The 17,118-nt window shown below is 70.3% G+C and carries 15 protein-coding genes and 1 other annotated feature; of the genes, 10 read left to right on the plus strand and 5 right to left on the minus strand.

All coding sequences use genetic code 11. The annotated features are described in order from the left end of the window. Nucleotides 1-96: 96 nt before the first annotated feature. From H288_RS0121275 to H288_RS0121305, 7 genes are all read left to right on the plus strand, one after another. On the plus strand, nucleotides 97-906 hold the full coding sequence (locus tag H288_RS0121275) for a GDSL-type esterase/lipase family protein (RefSeq protein ID WP_020094597.1): 810 nt from the start codon (nucleotides 97-99) through the stop codon (nucleotides 904-906). A gap of 124 nt (nucleotides 907-1,030) precedes the next feature. After that, a complete protein-coding gene (hslV, locus tag H288_RS0121280) occupies nucleotides 1,031-1,558 on the plus strand; it encodes an ATP-dependent protease subunit HslV (RefSeq protein WP_020094598.1) in 528 nt (175 codons plus the stop codon). Between the two features lie 470 nt (nucleotides 1,559-2,028). Then, nucleotides 2,029-3,717 (plus strand): CHASE3 domain-containing protein, encoded by a 1,689-nt coding sequence (locus H288_RS0121285; RefSeq protein ID WP_020094599.1) that lies wholly within the window; start codon nucleotides 2,029-2,031, stop codon nucleotides 3,715-3,717. A 148-nt stretch (nucleotides 3,718-3,865) separates the two neighbouring features. Further along, complete coding sequence (locus H288_RS0121290) at nucleotides 3,866-5,536, plus strand: methyl-accepting chemotaxis protein (RefSeq protein WP_020094600.1); 1,671 nt, start codon at nucleotides 3,866-3,868, stop codon at nucleotides 5,534-5,536. A 129-nt stretch (nucleotides 5,537-5,665) separates the two neighbouring features. After that, nucleotides 5,666-5,721, plus strand: a sequence feature (sul1 is cis-regulatory element that is thought to sense ions involved in sulfur or methionine metabolism; They are found in Alphaproteobacteria). Nucleotides 5,722-5,781: 60 nt separating this feature from the next. After that, on the plus strand, nucleotides 5,782-7,278 hold the full coding sequence (locus tag H288_RS0121295; RefSeq protein WP_020094601.1) for a SulP family inorganic anion transporter: 1,497 nt from the start codon (nucleotides 5,782-5,784) through the stop codon (nucleotides 7,276-7,278). Between the two features lie 100 nt (nucleotides 7,279-7,378). After that, nucleotides 7,379-8,692, plus strand: a complete 1,314-nt coding sequence (hslU, locus tag H288_RS0121300) for an ATP-dependent protease ATPase subunit HslU (RefSeq protein WP_020094602.1) — start codon at nucleotides 7,379-7,381, stop codon at nucleotides 8,690-8,692. Nucleotides 8,693-8,853: 161 nt separating this feature from the next. Then, a complete protein-coding gene (locus tag H288_RS0121305; protein ID WP_020094603.1) occupies nucleotides 8,854-9,741 on the plus strand; it encodes a DMT family transporter in 888 nt (295 codons plus the stop codon). Between the two features lie 10 nt (nucleotides 9,742-9,751). On the opposite strand, the gene H288_RS0121310 is transcribed toward H288_RS0121305, so the two are convergent. The 4 genes from H288_RS0121310 to H288_RS0121325 form a co-directional block, all read right to left on the minus strand. Beyond that, complete coding sequence (locus H288_RS0121310) at nucleotides 9,752-10,153, minus strand: PTS sugar transporter subunit IIA (RefSeq protein WP_010682249.1); 402 nt, start codon at nucleotides 10,151-10,153, stop codon at nucleotides 9,752-9,754. A 174-nt stretch (nucleotides 10,154-10,327) separates the two neighbouring features. After that, entirely contained in the window at nucleotides 10,328-10,768 is a 441-nt protein-coding gene (locus tag H288_RS0121315) for an aldolase (protein WP_020094605.1), read from the minus strand. Further along, nucleotides 10,768-12,573: a sensor histidine kinase gene (locus H288_RS0121320; RefSeq protein ID WP_020094606.1), complete on the minus strand. Its 1,806-nt coding sequence runs from the start codon at nucleotides 12,571-12,573 to the stop codon at nucleotides 10,768-10,770. The genes H288_RS0121315 and H288_RS0121320 overlap by 1 nt, the downstream gene beginning before the upstream one ends. A gap of 17 nt (nucleotides 12,574-12,590) precedes the next feature. Next, nucleotides 12,591-13,301, minus strand: a complete 711-nt coding sequence (locus H288_RS0121325; RefSeq protein WP_020094607.1) for a response regulator transcription factor — start codon at nucleotides 13,299-13,301, stop codon at nucleotides 12,591-12,593. Nucleotides 13,302-13,614: 313 nt separating this feature from the next. Between H288_RS0121325 and H288_RS0121330 the strand changes: the two genes are divergently transcribed. The 3 genes from H288_RS0121330 to lepA all read left to right on the plus strand — a co-directional run bounded on the left by H288_RS0121330 (nucleotide 13,615) and on the right by lepA (nucleotide 16,690). After that, complete coding sequence (locus H288_RS0121330; protein WP_020094608.1) at nucleotides 13,615-14,400, plus strand: DUF2470 domain-containing protein; 786 nt, start codon at nucleotides 13,615-13,617, stop codon at nucleotides 14,398-14,400. Nucleotides 14,401-14,461: 61 nt separating this feature from the next. Further along, nucleotides 14,462-14,662, plus strand: coding sequence for a hypothetical protein (locus H288_RS0121335; protein WP_010682254.1), 201 nt, complete (start codon nucleotides 14,462-14,464; stop codon nucleotides 14,660-14,662). Between the two features lie 225 nt (nucleotides 14,663-14,887). Then, the gene (gene lepA / locus H288_RS0121340) at nucleotides 14,888-16,690 is read left to right on the plus strand and encodes a translation elongation factor 4 (protein WP_026605171.1); all 1,803 of its coding nucleotides are present in this window, start codon (nucleotides 14,888-14,890) and stop codon (nucleotides 16,688-16,690) included. 107 nt (nucleotides 16,691-16,797) lie between these two features. Here lepA and H288_RS0121345 read toward each other — a convergent pair whose 3' ends face one another. Continuing rightward, a complete protein-coding gene (locus H288_RS0121345; protein WP_020094610.1) occupies nucleotides 16,798-17,115 on the minus strand; it encodes a cytochrome c in 318 nt (105 codons plus the stop codon). Nucleotides 17,116-17,118: the final 3 nt, after the last annotated feature.

Here is a 17,118-nt window from a genome sequence, read left to right on the forward strand (position 1 = left end):
ATTCAGTGCGTTTTCAAACTCTGCCCGGAACCGCTCTTTTCAGGGCCCTGTGTCAGATTGTATCTACCGCTCACGAGAGCCGGAGCCGTCGGTCCCGTGTCCAAGACGCTGAACACTGTCTTCCCCGCCCGCAGGATGCTGCGCCGCCTGGGCTTGTTGGGCGCCCTCTTGGTCCTTCCGACGGCGGTCCTCGCCTACGCGGACCTGCTGCCTGAATCCCTGGACATGCTGGGCTTCGACCTGGGCGACAGCCCGGACCTGCCCCACGTCGCTCGCCAGATCGCCATCGGCGCCCCGCTCAAGATCGTCGCCTTCGGGTCGTCCTCGACGGAGGGCGTGGGCGCGTCGACCCCGGCCAACGCCTACCCGGCCCGCCTGCAGATCGACCTGCGCAAGAAGCTGCACGGGATGGACGTGGCGGTCATCAACCGCGGCATCGGCGGCGAGCACGTCGACGACATGCTGGCGCGCCTCGACCGCGACGTAATCGCGGCCGAGCCCCAGCTCGTTATCTGGCAGACGGGCAGCAACGACCCGCTGCGCGGCGTGTCGCTCGACCATTTCCGCGAGGCCACCGTGTCGGCGATCCGCCGGATCCGGGAGGCCGGCATCGACGTGGTGCTGATGGAGCCGCAATGGTGCCCGAAGCTCGAATCCACGCCGGGCGCCTCGCGCTTCCGCGACGCGGTGCGCAGCATCGGCGACGAGCTCGACGTGCCGGTGATCCGCCGGGCCGACCTGATGCACGGCTGGGTGCGCGAGGGTAAGCTGACGACCAAACAGCTCTTCGCCGCCGACGGCCTGCACATGGCCGACCGCGGCTACGCGCTCCTGGCCGAGGCCGCCGCGCAGTCGATCCTGCAGGATGCCGGCCCGGTGCGCAGCCCCGAGGCAGTCGCCGAGTAGGCGCGCGATACCGGCACCGGCTGGACTCGGCCGGCGAAGCTCCCCATCTCGGCGCGATCGAGAGCGGAGCCGAATCTTGAGCCAGGACGCATTCAGGTACGACGACCGGGGCGCCGTCCCCCAGATGCACGCGACCACGATCCTGATGGTCCGCAAGGGCGGCCGCGTCGTCATCGGCGGCGACGGTCAGGTCAGCCTCGGCCAGACCATCGTGAAGGGGAACGCCCGCAAGGTCCGGCGCCTCGCCAAGGGCGCGGTGATCGGCGGCTTCGCTGGCGCCACCGCGGACGCGTTCACGCTGTTCGAGCGCCTCGAAGCCAAGCTGGAGCAGTATCCCGGTCAGCTGACCCGGGCCTGCGTGGAACTCACCAAGGATTGGCGGACGGACCGCTACCTGCGCCGGCTCGAGGCGATGATGCTGGTCGCCGACCGCGAGGTCAGCCTGCTCCTGTCGGGCTCGGGCGACGTGCTGGAGCCCGAGAGCGGCGTCATGGCCATCGGGTCTGGCGGCAATTACGCCTTGGCGGCCGCCCGCGCGCTGGAGGACGGCGACCTCGACGCCGAGGCGATCGTGCGGCGGGCCATGACGATCGCCGCCGAGATCTGCGTCTACACCAACGGAAACCTCGTCATCGAGGCGCTGGATACCTGAGACCGGGCCGGGCGGAGCCGAGTTCGCCGGCTCCGCCGCCGTCGCCGTGCGCTCGATCGCACACGGTGTGCCCGCGTCGCCCGGATCCCGTCGCGGGCGCACGCGCATCGGCGCGGGGTCTGCCCGGCTGAACGCGGGTCATCACAGCTTCCGCGCGAAACGCGCCGCGGGCGAATACGCTACGGCGCCGGTCTTCGCATCCTGCAAACCTTCCTCGAAGCCGCGCACGAATCGTAGCGCCGCAACGAAATCCGGCCCGACGCCTCTTATCTCAGGTTGTACTCGCCGACGACAACAGTGCGCGGGACGATCACCGACGCTCGATTGCTGACAGCAGGTTTTCAACCGCCGTTCAACCGGGTTCATCCGGGCGATACAGCCCGCTGTAAGACAAAATTTACAGCGTATAATTTATCACAACCGCCAGGGAACCAAATCCGAATTCCCGAATGGGGCCCTGGGGACTGAAAATGCGCTCGATCAACGATGTCCGGATCGTAACGAAGCTGACTGCCGCATTCGGCAGCCTGGCGGCGGTCACGGTGGGGATCAGCGCCATCGGATACAGTCACCTGTCTTCGATCGAGCGCGTCAATCATCTCACGGAGCACTCCTATCAGGTCATCTCCGCCCTCGACGGCCTCACGCAGGCGATGGTCAATCAGGAGACGGGCCTGCGCGGCTACCTGATCGCGGGCGATCCGAAATTTCTGGAGCCGCTCCGCGCCGGCCAGAAGTCCTTCAAGGTGTCGCTGGAGAGCGCCAAGTCGCTCACCGCCGACAACGCCGCCCAGCAGGCGCGCCTGGAGGCCGTGCGCGGCTCGGCGGAGACATGGTCGAACGATATCGCCGCCAAGGAGATGGCCCTCGTCGAGGCGGGGAACCTCGACAAGGCCCGGCAGATCGAGGCGAGCGGCGCCGGCAAGGCGTCCATGGACGCCCTGCGCGCCAAGATCGGCGAGGCCGAGAAAGCGGAGCGCGACCTCCTCGCCGCCCGAAGCGACGAGCAGGCGCGCTCCTTCGGCGCCGCCTACCTCGCGAGCCTGCTCGGCAGCGTCGCCAGCGTCGTCATCGCGGGGCTGCTGGCCTTCCTCGTCTTCGCCATGCTGACCCGCCCCCTCGGCCGCCTCGTGGCCGTGCTGCAGCGCATGGCCCGCGGCGAGATCGAGGCCGAGATCAAGGAGGCCGCCCGCGGCGACGAGATCGGCGCGGTCGGGCGTGCCGTGGACGGGATCAAGGCGATGGTCGCCAAGAAGGCCGCGGAGGAGGCCGAGATGAAGCGGATCGCCGACGCGGCCGCCGCGGCCGAGCGGCGCCGGACCATGATCGAACTCGCCGACAGCTTCGATCGCGCGGTCGGCGGCATCGTCGGCATGGTCTCGTCCTCGGCCACCGAGCTGCAGGCGACCGCCCGGACCATGTCGGCGACGGCGTCCCAGACCTCGAGCCAGTCGAACACGGTCGCGGCGGCCGCCGAGGAGGCCGCCTCCAACGTCAACACCGTCGCGGCCGCGGCCGAGGAACTCGGCTCGTCGGTGCAGGAGATCGGCCGGCAGGTGGACGGCTCGGCGCATCTGGCGCAGCGGGCCGTCTCCGACGCCGATCAGACCGGCGCGCTCGTCCAGGAACTGAGCAATTCCGTGTCGCGGATCGGCGACGTGGTCGGGTTGATCTCCAACATCGCCGGCCAGACCAACCTGCTTGCCCTCAACGCCACCATCGAGGCGGCCCGCGCCGGGGCCGCCGGCAAGGGCTTCGCGGTCGTCGCCTCCGAGGTGAAGGCCCTGGCCGAGCAGACTGCCAAGGCGACGCACGAGATCTCCGGCCAGATCGCGCAGATCCAGGCCTCGACCGGGCAGGCGGTGACGTCGATCGCCGGCATCACGGACCGGATCCGCGAGATCAGCGGCGTCGCCACCTCGATCGCCGCCGCGGTCGAGGAACAGGGTGCGGCGACCCAGGAGATCGTCCGCAACGTCGCGCAGGCGGCCGTCGGCGCCGGCGAGGTCACGAGCAACATCTCCGGCGTGGCCGGCGCGGCCGAGGAGACCGGCGTCGCCGCCGGCCAGGTCCTCGACGCGGCCTCGGAGCTGTCCCGGCAATCCGAGCACCTGACTGCGGAGGTCAGCCGCTTCCTCGACACCGTCCGGGCGGCCTGATCGGGTCGGGCGCGGCGCCCGCCGCGCCCCTTTTTCATCAGGACCCTGCTCAGAGGCGTGACAAATAATTCCGGATCAGCTCAGTTTACGACGTCTTGACGAATAACCGGCATTTTGACGCCAATCGCGTCTCGACGGTCGGATAGCAATGAAAATCGGCGGAAAACTCCTGAGCTTCGTCGGCGCCTGCAGCCTGACGACGCTGGTCGTAGCAGGGGTCAGCGTCGCGACGCTGAAGAGCTTCGAGCGCTCGCTGACGAGCGTCGAGAGCGCGTCGATCCGGGCGCTCGACGCCGCGAACTTCAACCGCCTCGCCGCCGAAGTCACCATGGACTCGCGCGGCGTCTACGCCTCCGCCGACCGCGCGGAAGCCGCGAAGTACACCGCCGGGATCCGCAAGGGTCTCGCCGAGATGGACGCGCTGCGGGCCGACTGGGCACCGCGGGTGACCGAGGCCGAGCGGCCGCTCTTCGAGACGATGGTGCGCAACGCCGACGCGTTCCGCGCCCTCCGCAGCGCCCTCGCGGACGCGGGCGACACGACCGGCCCCAAGGCGGCCGCGGAGCTCGGGTTCAACGACGCCAACCGGGCAAACCGCAAGGCCTTCCAGGCCAGCATCGACGCCCTGGTGAAGCAGGGCCGGGGCGAGATGGCGGCGATCAAGGCCGACACCCAGGCCCTGTTCGAGACGCGCACCCTCCTCCTGCTCGGCCTCGCCCTGATCGGCACCGTGATCTGCTGCGCCCTCGGCCTGCTCATCGGTCAGCGGCAGATCGCCCGGCCGCTGCGGGCGGTCTCGGACGCGATCCAACGCCTCTCGCGCGGCGACCACACCCTGCCCGCCGTCAAGCCGGGACGCGACGAGATCGGCGCGATCTGGACGAGCATGCAGGTCTTCAGCGACACGATGCGGGAGGCCGAGGGCCTGCGGCACGAGCACCAGCGGCTGGAGGCCGACACGGCGACGCGCAAGCGCGCCGAGATGGCCGGGCTCGCCGAGCGGTTCCAGGGCAGCATCGGCGGACTCGTCGAGCACCTCGCCGGGGCCGCCGCCGGGCTGGAGCGTGCCGCCGCGACCATGGCGGGCAACGCTGAGCACGCCGGCACGCAGTCGCAGGCGGTCACCCGCGCCGCCGAGACGACGGCCCACAACGTCGAGGCCGTCGCCGCCGCCACCGAGGAGCTCGCCGCCACCGCCAGCGAGATCGGCGTCCAGGTGACCCAGACCTCGACGGCCGCCGAGAGCGCCGTCGAGGCGACGCGGCGGACCCGGGCGAGCGTCCAGGCCCTCGCCCGCAGCGCCGACGGGATCGGGCAGGTCGTCTCCCTCATCTCCACCATCGCCGGGCAGACCAACCTGCTGGCGCTCAACGCCACGATCGAGGCGGCGCGGGCCGGCGAGGCCGGGCGCGGCTTCGCGGTCGTCGCCACCGAGGTGAAGGATCTCGCGACGCAGACCGCCAAGGCCACCGAGGAGATCGCCGGGCAGATCGCCGCGATGCGGACCGCGACCCACGACGCCGTCGCGGCGATCGAGGAGATCGGCGGCACGATCGAGCAGGTCCACGGGATCGCCCTCGGCGTGGCCGCCGCCGTCGAGGAGCAGCAGCTGGCGACCCAGGAGATCGCCCGCAGCGTCTCCGAGGCCGCCAGCGGCACCCGCGCCGTCACGGACACGATGGCGCTGGTCCTGGGCGCGGCCCGCGAGACGGGCGCCAGCGCTGCGGAAGTCCTCGACGCCGCCGCCGACATCGCGCGCCGCTCGAACGGGCTCGGCGGCGAGGTCGCGGGCTTCGTGACCCAGGTCCGCGCGGCCTGAGGCGGCCGGACCGACGCGCCGGTCATTTCAGAACCGCGGAGCCGGACCCGCGATGACGGAGGCGTCGCCGAGCGTTTCCCGCCACGTTGTTGCATTGCAGCGCGCGCGCCCCTAGGGTCGGCGCATTCGCAAGGACCCGGTGAAAGCCCGGGTGGCTCTTCCGGCCGCCGATCCGCCGGACCACGCATTCGAGACGCGCTCTGACCCGCCAGCGACGCGGGCACGCCGCTCGTGCGGATTCATCGATGTCAACACACGCAGCCCGGAACGCCGGATATCTCCGGTCGTGGACCTCCAACCTGCGCGGCGACACCCTGTCGGGGATCGTCGTCGCCCTCGCGCTGATCCCAGAGGCCATCGGCTTCTCGGTCATCGCTGGGGTCGACCCGAAGGTCGGCCTCTACGCCTCGGTCGTCATCGCCTGCACCATCGCCTTCGCCGGCGGTCGCCCGGCCATGGTCTCGGCCGCCACCGCCGCCACCGCGGTGGTGATGGTCGACCTCGTGCGCGAGCACGGCGTCCAGTACCTCTTCGCCGCCACGATCCTGATGGGCGTCATCCAGATCCTGGCCGGGTTGCTCAGGCTGGGCCGGCTGATGCGGTTCGTCTCGCAATCGGTGATGACCGGTTTCGTCAACGCGCTGGCGATCCTGATCTTCCTGGCGCAGTTGCCCGAGCTCACCGGGGTCACGCCGGCGACCTACGGGCTGATCGCCCTCGGTCTGGCGATCATCTACGGATTCCCGCGGCTCACCCGCGCGATCCCGTCGCCGCTCGTGGCCATCGCCGTCCTGACGGCGATCACCGCGATCTTCCACCTCGACGTGCGCACGGTCGCCCATCTCGGCGCCCTGCCCTCGACGCTGCCGAGCTTCGCCCTGCCGGACGTGCCCCTCACCCTCGAGACCCTGCGGATCCTCCTGCCCTACGCGGCGACGCTCGCCGCGGTCGGCCTGCTGGAGAGCCTGCTCACGGCGCAGATCGTCGACGACATGACCGACACGGCCAGCGACAAGAATCGCGAGTGCATGGGCCAGGGCGTGGCCAACATGGCCTCGGCCCTGTTCGGCGGCATGGGCGGCTGCGCGATGATCGGCCAGTCGGTGATCAACGTCTCGTCGGGTGCCCGCGGGCGCCTCTCGACGCTCGTGGCCGGCGCATTCCTGCTGGTGCTCCTCGTGGCACTGCAGGACCTGCTGGCCGTCGTGCCGGTGGCGGCGCTGACGGCCGTGATGATCATGGTCTCGATCAACACCTTCTCGTGGCGCTCGCTGCTGCGGCTGCGCACCAACCCGCTGCCCTCCTCAGCGGTGATGCTGGCGACCGTCCTGGTCGTGGTCGCCACCAAGGATCTCGCGATCGGCGTGCTGGTCGGCGTGCTGCTGTCCGGCGTGTTCTTCGCCGGCAAGGTCGCCCGGCTCAACCGGATCACGTCCGCCCTCTCGGCCGACGGCGGCACCCGGACCTACACCGTCACCGGGCAAGTGTTCTTCGCCTCGGCCAGCACCTTCTCGGAGGCGATCGACGTGCTGGAGCCGGTCGAGCGCCTCGTGATCGACGTCCACGCGGCGCATTTCTGGGACATCTCGGCCATTGCGGCCCTCGACCGGGTGGTGCTCAAGGCCCGCGCCCGGGGCCGCGACGTGACGGTCATCGGCCTCAACGAGGCCAGCGCGACCCTGGTGGAGCGGTTCGGCCGGCACGACAAGGGCGACGCCGCGGCGGTCCCGGCGGCGCACTGAGGCGGCGACCGGCCGACGCGTGGCCCCTTGCGCGGGGCCGCGCGCGACCCCATTCCCGGCGCGGGGCCGTTTTCGGGCCGGGAACAGGGATGGCAAAGCGGTGACGACGTTCTCTCCCCGCGAGATCGTGTCCGAACTCGATCGGTTCATCGTCGGGCAACACGACGCCAAGCGCGCCGTGGCGATCGCGCTGCGCAACCGCTGGCGCCGCCAGCAGCTGACCGGTCCGCTCCGCGAGGAGGTCGCGCCCAAGAACATCCTGATGATCGGGCCGACCGGCTGCGGCAAGACCGAGATCGCCCGCCGCCTCGCCCGGCTCGCCAACGCGCCGTTCCTGAAGGTCGAGGCCACCAAATTCACCGAGGTCGGCTACGTCGGCCGCGACGTCGAGCAGATCGTCCGCGACCTCGTCGAGGTGGCGATCGGCCTGACGCGGCAGGTGAAGCGCGAGGGCGTCAAGGCCAAGGCCGAGGCGGCCGCCGAGAACCGGATCCTCGACGCGCTCGTCGGGCCGACGGCGAGCCAGGCCACCCGCGACAGCTTCCGGCGCAAGCTCCGCAACAGCGAGCTTGACGACAAGGAAGTGGAGCTGGAACTGACCTCCGGCGCCCCCGCGGGCATGCCGATGTTCGAGATTCCCGGCGTTCCGGGCGCCTCGATGGGCGCGATCAACATCGGCGACATGCTCGGCAAGGCGCTCGGCGGCCAGCGTGGCAAGCCGCGCCGTGTGCTGGTGCGGGACGCCTACGCGCCGCTGATGGCCGAGGAATCCGACAAGCTCGTCGACGACGAGGTGCTCGTCCGCGAGGCGATCCGCGAGGTCGAGAACAACGGCATCGTCTTCCTCGACGAGATCGACAAGATCTGCGCCCGCGAGGGCCGCTCGTCCGGCGACGTCTCGCGCGAGGGCGTGCAGCGCGACCTGCTGCCGCTGATCGAGGGGACGACCGTCGCGACCAAGCACGGGCCGGTGAAGACCGACCACGTGCTGTTCATCGCCTCTGGCGCCTTCCACGTCTCGAAGCCGGCGGACCTCCTCCCCGAACTGCAGGGCCGCCTGCCGATCCGGGTGGAATTGCAGCCGCTGACGGTGGACGATTTCAAGCAGATCCTGACCGCCACCGAGGCGAGCCTTCTCAAGCAGACGGTCGCGCTGATGGAGACGGAGGGCGTCACCCTCACCTTCTCCGACGACGCCGTGGACGCCCTCGCGCGGGTCGCCGTGGAGGTGAACTCCTCGGTGGAGAATATCGGCGCGCGCCGGCTCCAGACGGTGCTGGAGCGGGTGATCGACGAGATCTCCTTCACCGCCACCGATCGGTCCGGCGAGACGGTGCCGATCGACGCGGCCTACGTGCGCGACCGGGTGCAGGATCTGGCCTCGAACGCGGATCTGAGCCGCTTCATCCTGTAAGGGCCGGTCACGGACGACGCCGGGCCGGCGGACGCTCCGCTGGCCCGGGACGGCGAGCCGTGCGCGAGGATGGCGTGTGCCATGAGGCCGAGCGTGGGCCGCGGCGGCCCCGGCATCTGCTATGCCCGCGCCGGATCCCGGTCCTCAGGAATGTCGCCCCCGTGTCACGCAACAGGTTCGGCCTCGGCGATACGGTGCTGTCCGTGGCGGCGCTGGTCACCGGCATGGTGTCGCTCCAGTGCGGCGCGACCTTCGCCAAAAGCCTGTTCCCAGCGCTGGGCGCGGCGGGGACCTCGGCCCTCCGGGTCGGCTTCTCGGCGCTGATCCTGATCGCCGTCTGGCGGCCCTGGCGGCGCAGCCTCCCGGCACGCGAGGCCGGCTGGATCGCCCTCTACGGGACGGCCCTCGGGCTGATGAACCTCCTGTTCTACCTCGCGCTGGCACGGCTGCCGCTCGGGCCGGCCGTGGCCATCGAATTCGTCGGGCCGCTGGCGGTCGCGCTGATCGCGTCGCGCCGCCGCTCGGATTTCCTGTGGATCGGCGTGGCGGTGGCCGGGCTCGCGCTGCTGCTGCCGATCGCCGGCGCGGACGGCCTCGACCCGGTCGGCGTCGCCCTCGATCTCGGCGCGGCCTTGTGCTGGGCGCTCTACATCCTGTTCGGGCAGCGCGCGGGGCGGATCGACGGCGGCCAGGCCGTGTCCCTGGGCATGCTGACGGCGGCCCTCGTCGTGGCGCCGTTCGGCGTGGCGGAGGCCGGACCGGCCCTGCTCGCGCCCGGACTCCTCATCGCCGGCTTCGCGGTGGCGCTGCTGTCGAGCGCCCTGCCCTACTCACTGGAGATGGTCGCCCTGCGCCGCCTGGACCGGAAGAGCTTCGGCGTGCTGATGAGCCTGGAGCCCGCCGTGGCGGCCTGCGCGGGTCTGGTCCTGCTGGGAGAGCGAATCAGCGCCGTCCAGTGGCTGGCGATCGCGCTGGTGATCGCGGCATCGGTGGGAATCACCGTGAGCGCGCGGCGCGCGGCTCCGCCGGCGGCCGTCCTGGAAGCCTGATCCCGGAGAACTACTTGCCCGCCAGGACGCGCGAAGCGACGTTGATGTATTTGCGGCCGGCTTCCTGCGCGTGCAGCACGGCGTCGCCGAGCTTCTCCTCGTCGCGGACGCTGGCCAGCTTGATCAGCATCGGCAGGTTGATCCCCGCCACGACCTCCACCGATCCGCCGTTCATGCAGGACAGCGCGAGGTTCGACGGCGTGCCCCCGAACATGTCGGTCAGCACCACCACACCGTCCCCGGTATTCACGCGACAGACCGCGGACATGATGTCCCGGCGTCGCAGCTCCATATCGTCCTCCGGCCCGATCGTGATCGTTTCGATCTGATCCTGTGGACCGACCACGTGCTCCAGCGCGGCCTTGAACTCGGTCGCCAGGAGTCCGTGGGTGACGAGCACCATGCCAATCATCGACACGTGTTCCAACGTCCTGTGTGTGCCGCCATGTTGTGCATCGCACAGCCCCCCACAAGGCGATCGCGACTTTTTTGCCCGGACATTGGTGCGATCATGCCACGGCCGCCGCGTGTGCGCCATGGGGGATACCAGTCTTGGGCGAATCGAGGCGCCTGTGCGGCTGCGAAGTCACGGCCGTGGCTTTCGCAGCGCCGCACGAACCAGGAGCGGTGCGAGGCCGGCCGCCCGCGCACCCCGATCGAGGACGAGGCGCGGAACGGCGAGGCCGAGGATGTCGGCGGGTTCCGGCGGCTCGGGCAGGCGCGGTGCCGTCTCCACCAGGTCGACGGCGAGATGCAGCACCGCCTCCGGCCGCACCGCCAGGCCGAGATCGGCCGCCGACAGGATCCCCTGGCCGCGGACCTCGACACGTCCGGCGAGCGCGGGATGGGGACCGGCCGTGATTCGCCCGTCGCGAATCGCGCAGAGCACCCGGTCGTCCGCCACGAAGGCGCCGTCCGGCGCGGCGGCGAGCAGGAGCGCGAGGCTGGACTTGCCCGCGCCCGAGGGACCCCGAATCAGGATCCCGGCCCCGCACAGCGCGATGCAGGCGCCGTGCAGGGTGACCATCAGGCGTGGAGCTGCCGCGGCGCCGCCGGCAGGCGCACGATGAAGCGGGCGCCGCGCACCGTCGGCTCGCCGTCCTCGTCGGGGGCGCCGGGCCGGTTCTCGGCGCGGATCGTGCCGCGATGGGCCTGGACGATCTGGCGGGAGATCGACAGGCCGAGGCCGGAGTTCTGGCCGAAACCCTGCTCCGGCCGGTCGGTGTAGAAGCGCTCGAAGATCCGCTCCAGGGCGTGCTCCGGGATGCCAGGTCCCTCGTCCTCGCAGATCATCTCGACCTCCCCGCGCACGCGGCGCAGCACGACCCGGACCTTCGCGTCGGTCGGCGAGAACGAGCGGGCGTTGTCGAGGAGATTGTTGACCACCTGCCCGAGCCGGCTGTCGTGGCCGATGATCGTGAACGGCGCGTCCTGCTCCGAGCCCGTCGCCTCGACGTCGAGCTGGATCAGGCAATCCTTCGGGCGCCGGCGCTCGTTGGCGACCGACACGACGGTGGTGAGCAGCCGCCGGAGATCGACGCGCCGGGCCTCGGCGCGGGCGAGCTCCGCGTCGAGGCGCGAGGCGTCGGCGATGTCGCTGATCAGACGGTCGAGGCGCTTCACGTCGTGCTGGATGATCGCCATCAGCCGGCCACGGGACTCGTCGGTCTTGGCGAGCGGCAGTGTCTCGACCGCGCTGCGGAGCGAGGTCAGCGGGTTCTTCAACTCGTGGCTGACATCCGCCGCAAAACTCTCGATCGCGTCGATTCGCCGGTAGAGGGCCTGAGTCATGTCGCGCAGGGCGCCCGACAGGTGGCCGATCTCGTCCGTACGTTCGGTGAAGTCCGGGATCTCCTCGCGGGTCTTGATACCCATGCGGACCTTCTCGGCGGCCTCCGCGAGGCGGCGGACCGGTCCCGCGATCGCACCCGCCAGCAGGAACGAGAGCACCACCATCACCGCCGAGGCGACGAGGAAGACCTGCAGCAGACCGAACCGCTCCGAAGCGATGACCCGGTCGATGGCGTCGCCCTGAGTCGAGATCAAGAGGGCGCCGCGGACCGAGCCCGCCCGGTGGATCGGCACCGCCACCGAGACGGTGGTCTCACCGAGCTTGTTCCGGCGCACGAGGCTGCCGCGATTGCCGCCGAGCGCCGCCTGGACCTCCCGGAGCGAGTGCCCGTTCACCGGCCCCGTCTCCTCGGTGGTCTCGGACCGGCTGCGGAACAGGCCGCCGAGCTTGGACTGTACCGCCTCGAAGGCGGATTCGAGGATGCCGGGCTTGTGGGGCTTCGGCTCGAGCGGGTCGGGCCGGCTGGCATCGCCGCGCTTGAACAGGGTGCGGGTGTCGAACAGGAGGCCGCCCTCTTGGTCGTAGACCCGGGCGCGGTTGCCCGTCGGCGTCACGAGGCGCGACAGCAGCGGCGCCACCTTCTCGGGGTTCAGCGAGAAGGCGAGCGGCTGCGATTCCTCCTCCGCCGCCTCGCCGGCCTGCTGCTGGAGCAGCTTGTCGGGATCGATGCGGATCGTGTCGGTGTCCACCGAGGCCGAGGCGGCGATCGCCCCCGCGATGATCTCGCCCTGGATGGCGAGGCTCTGGATCCGGGCCTGGATCAGGCCCTGGCGGAACTGGTTGAGGTAGAGGAACCCAACGAGGAGCGCGATCAGCCCGACGAGGTTGAGGACGACGATGCGGCGCGTCAGGCTCGACGAGGCGCGCTGGCCGACCGCCTCCCACACGGCGCGGGGCCAGCCGAGCGGTCGGGACAGGGTCTGGGCCAGGGAGGCGCGGGGCGGGGCATCCTCGGTCTGGGTCTGGGTACGTGCGGCCACGGGGCTGATCCTGGAGATCACGCCTCCTTGAAGCGGTAGCCGACGCCGTAGAGCGTCTCGATCATGTCGAAGCTCTGGTCGGTGACCTTGAACTTCTTCCGCAACCGCTTGATGTGGCTGTCGATGGTCCGGTCATCGACGTAGACTTGGTCGTCGTAGGCCGCGTCCATGAGCGCGTTGCGGCTCTTCACGACGCCGGGGCGCTGGGCGAGCGCCTGGAGGATCAGGAACTCCGTGACCGTCAGCGTCACCGGCTCGCCCTTCCACGTGCAGGTGTGCCGCTCGGGATCCATCATCAGCGCGCCGCGCTCGAGCGACCGGGCCGCGACCTCGGCCTCGCCGCGGGGCGTGCTGCCGGGGGCCTCCTTGGCGAAGCGCCGGAGCACCGCCTTCACCCGCTCCACCAGCAGGCGCTGCGAGAACGGCTTATGGATGAAGTCGTCCGCGCCCATCTTGAGGCCGAACAGCTCGTCGATCTCCTCGTCCTTCGACGTCAGAAAGATCACGGGAAGGTCAGATTTCTGCCGCAGGCGTCGGAGAAGCTCCATCCCGTCCATGCGCGGCATCTTGATGTCGAAGATCGCGAGATCGGGCGGGGAGTGGCGCAGACCGTCCAGCGCGGAGGCCCCGTCCGTGTAGGTCTGGATGCGGTAGCCTTCGGTCTCCAGCGCGATCGACACAGAGGTGAGGATGTTCCGGTCGTCGTCGACGAGGGCGATGGTCGGCATGCGCGGTCCCTGACTGAACGGGCTCAGGCGCGGTCCCGGCTCTTCGCACAGGCCGCGCCACGTCCCGGCCCCGAGGGGGCAGACAAAAACGCGAACCGGGCAGTTTGGGCGCAGCCCGGCACACGCAAAGGGACAGGTGCTTTAGTACGGCCGATCGGAAAAAGCGAGCGGCGGTCATAGCTTGGCCGTAACACGGGAGCGCACCGGTCCTTCCGCGGCCGATCTGACGCGGTCGCGGTGCCTCGCGCCGCCGACGCTGCGCCGCTAACGTGGCGGCGAAACCGGGCGGCTGTCCGGAGGGGAGGAATCGCGCATGGGCGAGACGATCGACACGGGTCCCGGGGCGGGCGGACCGGCCCGTCCGCTGCCGGCCGAGGCGGCGCCGTTCGACGCGATCGGCCTGGCGCGCACGCTCCTGCGCAGCGTCCGGTCCGGGGCGCTCGCGACCCTGGAGCCGGACGGCACACCCTTCGCCTCCCTCGTCACCATCGCCACCGACGCGGACGGCACGCCGGTGATGCTGCTGTCGCGGCTGTCGGCCCACACCCGCAACCTGCTGGCCGACCCGCGCTGCTCGCTCCTGTTCTCGCAGGGCGGCAAGGGCGACCCGCTCGCCCATCCCCGCCTGACCGTGGTCGGACGCGCTCTGCAGACCGCCGAGGCGCGGGCCCGGGAGCGGTTCCTGGCCCGGCACCCGAAGGCCAAGCTCTACGCCGATTTCCCGGATTTCGGCTTCTTCGCCCTGGCGCCGGAGGCCGGCCACCTCAATGGCGGCTTCGCCAAGGCCGCGACCCTGACCCGCGACCAGCTCCTCCTCGACCTCTCGGATGCGCAGGCGATCGTGGCGGGCGAGCGCGGCGCCGTCGAGCACATGAACGCCGACCACGCCGACGCGCTGGCGCTCTACGCCGCCGGCGCCGGCGGCGCGGCCGACCTGCCCTGGCGACTCACCGGCCTCGACCCCGAGGGCATGGACCTGATGGCGGCCGACCGCACGGTGCGCGTCCCCTATCCGGAGCGCGTCACCGACATGGGTGCGCTGCGCAAAAGCCTCGTTGCCATGGCCGCGCGGGCGCGCGCGACCGGTGCGGACGCGTAAACGCGCAAGGACTTGGCGATCAGGCATGGCGAAAGGTCGCTGACCGCCCCATATCGGCCCCATGAGCGATACCCAGACAGATACCTACCCCTTCAGCCTCGACGTGGAGCCGGTCGGCGAGAGCGGCTCCCTGTTCCAGTGGAGCATCCGCAAGCACGGCAAGCTGCACCAGCGCTCGGACCGGAAGCATCCGACCGAGGCCAAGGCGCGCTCCCACGGCGAGGCCGAGATCGAGCGACTGATCCGCGACCGCGGTCGCTGAGCCGGATCGCTCCTCGGCGCCAGACACGATCGTGACCCGGGGGCCGGCTCGTTCCGGCCCCCGTTCGCTTGCGTGCGATCACCGACCGGGCCCGCTCTCCCCCCGGGCGCTCAGGCCGCGCTTGGCGCCTTCCCGCCGCGCTGCTATCTCGCGCGGGAGCCGCTCCATCCGAACACGTCCTGACGTCAGACGGTGCGCGCCGGCGCGCGCCCGAACGGAATGCCGATGACAGCCCCGATCGACACCATCCGCAACTTCTCGATCGTCGCGCATATCGACCACGGCAAATCGACCTTGGCCGACCGGCTGATCCAGGCCACTGGCACGGTCGCGCTCCGCGACATGAGCGAGCAGATGCTCGACTCGATGGACCTCGAGAAGGAGCGCGGCATCACCATCAAGGCGCAGACCGTGCGCCTGGAGTACAAGGCCCAGGACGGCAAGGACTACGTCCTGAACCTGATGGACACGCCCGGCCACGTGGACTTCGCCTACGAGGTCTCGCGCTCGCTCGCCGCCTGCGAGGGCTCGCTCCTGGTGGTCGACGCCTCGCAGGGCGTCGAGGCGCAGACGCTCGCCAACGTCTACCAGGCGCTCGACGCCAACCACGAGATCGTCCCGGTCCTCAACAAGGTCGACCTGCCCGCCGCCGAGCCGGACCGGGTCAAGGAGCAGATCGAGGAGGTGATCGGCCTCGACGCCTCCGACGCCGTGCCGATCTCGGCCAAGACCGGCCTCAACATCGAGGCGGTGCTGGAGGCGATCGTCACCCGCCTGCCGCCGCCGAAGGGCAGGAGCGACGCGCCTCTGAAGGCGCTGCTCGTGGACAGCTGGTACGACGCCTATCTCGGCGTCGTCGTGCTGGTGCGGATCATCGACGGCACACTCAAGAAGGGCATGACCATCCGCATGATGGGCGCCGACGCCGTCTACGGCGTCGACCGGATCGGCGTGTTCCGGCCGAAGATGGCCGACATCGACGCGCTGGGACCGGGCGAGGTCGGCTTCTTCACCGGCTCGATCAAGGAGGTGGCCGACACCCGCGTCGGCGACACGATCACCGAGGACAAGCGCCAGACCACCGAGATGCTGCCGGGCTTCAAGGAGGTCCAGGCGGTGGTGTTCTGCGGCCTGTTCCCGGTGGACGCGGCCGAGTTCGAGAACCTGCGCTCCGCCATGGGCAAGCTCCGGCTCAACGACGCCTCGTTCTCCTACGAGATGGAGACGTCGGCGGCGCTGGGCTTCGGGTTCCGCTGCGGCTTCCTCGGGCTCCTGCACCTGGAGATCATCCAGGAGCGGCTGGAGCGCGAGTTCAACCTCGACCTGATCTCCACGGCGCCCTCGGTGGTCTACCACCTGAAGATGCGCGACGGCGAGACCAAGGAGCTGCACAACCCGGCCGACATGCCGGACATCATGAAGATCGAGACGATCGAGGAGCCGTGGATCCGCGCCACGATCCTGACGCCCGACGAGTATCTCGGCGGCGTGCTGAAGCTCTGCCAGGACCGCCGCGGCGTGCAGATCGACCTCAACTACGTCGGCAAGCGCGCCATGGTGGTCTACGACCTGCCGCTGAACGAGGTCGTCTTCGACTTCTACGACCGGCTGAAGTCGATCTCGAAGGGCTACGCCTCGTTCGACTACCACGTGTCGGATTACCGCGAGGGCGACCTCGTGAAGATGTCGATCCTGGTGAATGCCGAGCCGGTGGACGCCCTCTCGATGCTGGTCCACCGCACCCGCGCCGAGTCGCGCGGCCGGGCCATGTGCGAGAAGCTGAAGGACCTGATCCCCCGCCACCTGTTCCAGATCCCCGTCCAGGCGGCGATCGGCGGCAAGATCATCGCCCGCGAGACCATCCGGGCGCTGTCGAAGGACGTCACCGCCAAGTGTTACGGCGGCGACATCTCGCGCAAGCGCAAGCTTCTCGACAAGCAGAAGGAAGGCAAGAAGAAGATGCGCCAGTTCGGGCGCGTCGAGATCCCCCAGGAGGCGTTCATCGCCGCCCTGAAGATGGACGATTGATCCACCGTGTCTTTGCGAGCGGAGCGAAGCAAACCAGGTGCGCGACGCTCGTCAATGGCCCGCCGCCCTGGGTTGTTTCGCTGCGCTCGCAATGACGGTGGTGCCGCTTACCCCGGCGGCAGCACGTCGATCTGGATGCCCGCGTAGTACGCCGCCAGATTGGCGATGTCGGCGTCCGACAGCTCCTTCGCGACCACGTTCATGATCTCGTTCTGCCGCTTGCCGTCGCGGTACTCGGTGAGCGCTTTCACGAGGTAGGGCTCGACCTGCCCGGCGAGGTTCGGCGCCTCCGGCAGCTTCGAGAGCCCGTCCATGCCGTGGCAGGTCTGGCAAGCGGTCGCGCGCTTCTTGCCTGCGGCCGCGTCGCCGGCCTGCGCCGAGAGCGGGACGAGGGTGGCGGCGAGGAGGAGAAGCGGGCGGATCATCGG

Source organism: Methylobacterium sp. 285MFTsu5.1 (assembly GCF_000383455.1).
Taxonomy (GTDB): domain Bacteria; phylum Pseudomonadota; class Alphaproteobacteria; order Rhizobiales; family Beijerinckiaceae; genus Methylobacterium.

Coding starts and splice junctions, on each gene's coding strand:
- H288_RS0121290 (WP_020094600.1), top strand. CDS start 3,866: ATGAAAATCGGCGGAAAACTCCTGAGCTTCGTCGGCGCCTGCAGCCTG.
- H288_RS0121310 (WP_010682249.1), bottom strand. CDS start 10,153: ATGATTGGCATGGTGCTCGTCACCCACGGACTCCTGGCGACCGAGTTC.
- lepA (WP_026605171.1), top strand. CDS start 14,888: ATGACAGCCCCGATCGACACCATCCGCAACTTCTCGATCGTCGCGCAT.
- H288_RS0121330 (WP_020094608.1), top strand. CDS start 13,615: ATGGGCGAGACGATCGACACGGGTCCCGGGGCGGGCGGACCGGCCCGT.
- H288_RS0121325 (WP_020094607.1), bottom strand. CDS start 13,301: ATGCCGACCATCGCCCTCGTCGACGACGACCGGAACATCCTCACCTCT.
- H288_RS0121345 (WP_020094610.1), bottom strand. CDS start 17,115: ATGATCCGCCCGCTTCTCCTCCTCGCCGCCACCCTCGTCCCGCTCTCG.
- hslV (WP_020094598.1), top strand. CDS start 1,031: ATGCACGCGACCACGATCCTGATGGTCCGCAAGGGCGGCCGCGTCGTC.
- H288_RS0121295 (WP_020094601.1), top strand. CDS start 5,782: ATGTCAACACACGCAGCCCGGAACGCCGGATATCTCCGGTCGTGGACC.
- H288_RS0121285 (WP_020094599.1), top strand. CDS start 2,029: ATGCGCTCGATCAACGATGTCCGGATCGTAACGAAGCTGACTGCCGCA.
- H288_RS0121335 (WP_010682254.1), top strand. CDS start 14,462: ATGAGCGATACCCAGACAGATACCTACCCCTTCAGCCTCGACGTGGAG.
- H288_RS0121315 (WP_020094605.1), bottom strand. CDS start 10,768: ATGGTCACCCTGCACGGCGCCTGCATCGCGCTGTGCGGGGCCGGGATC.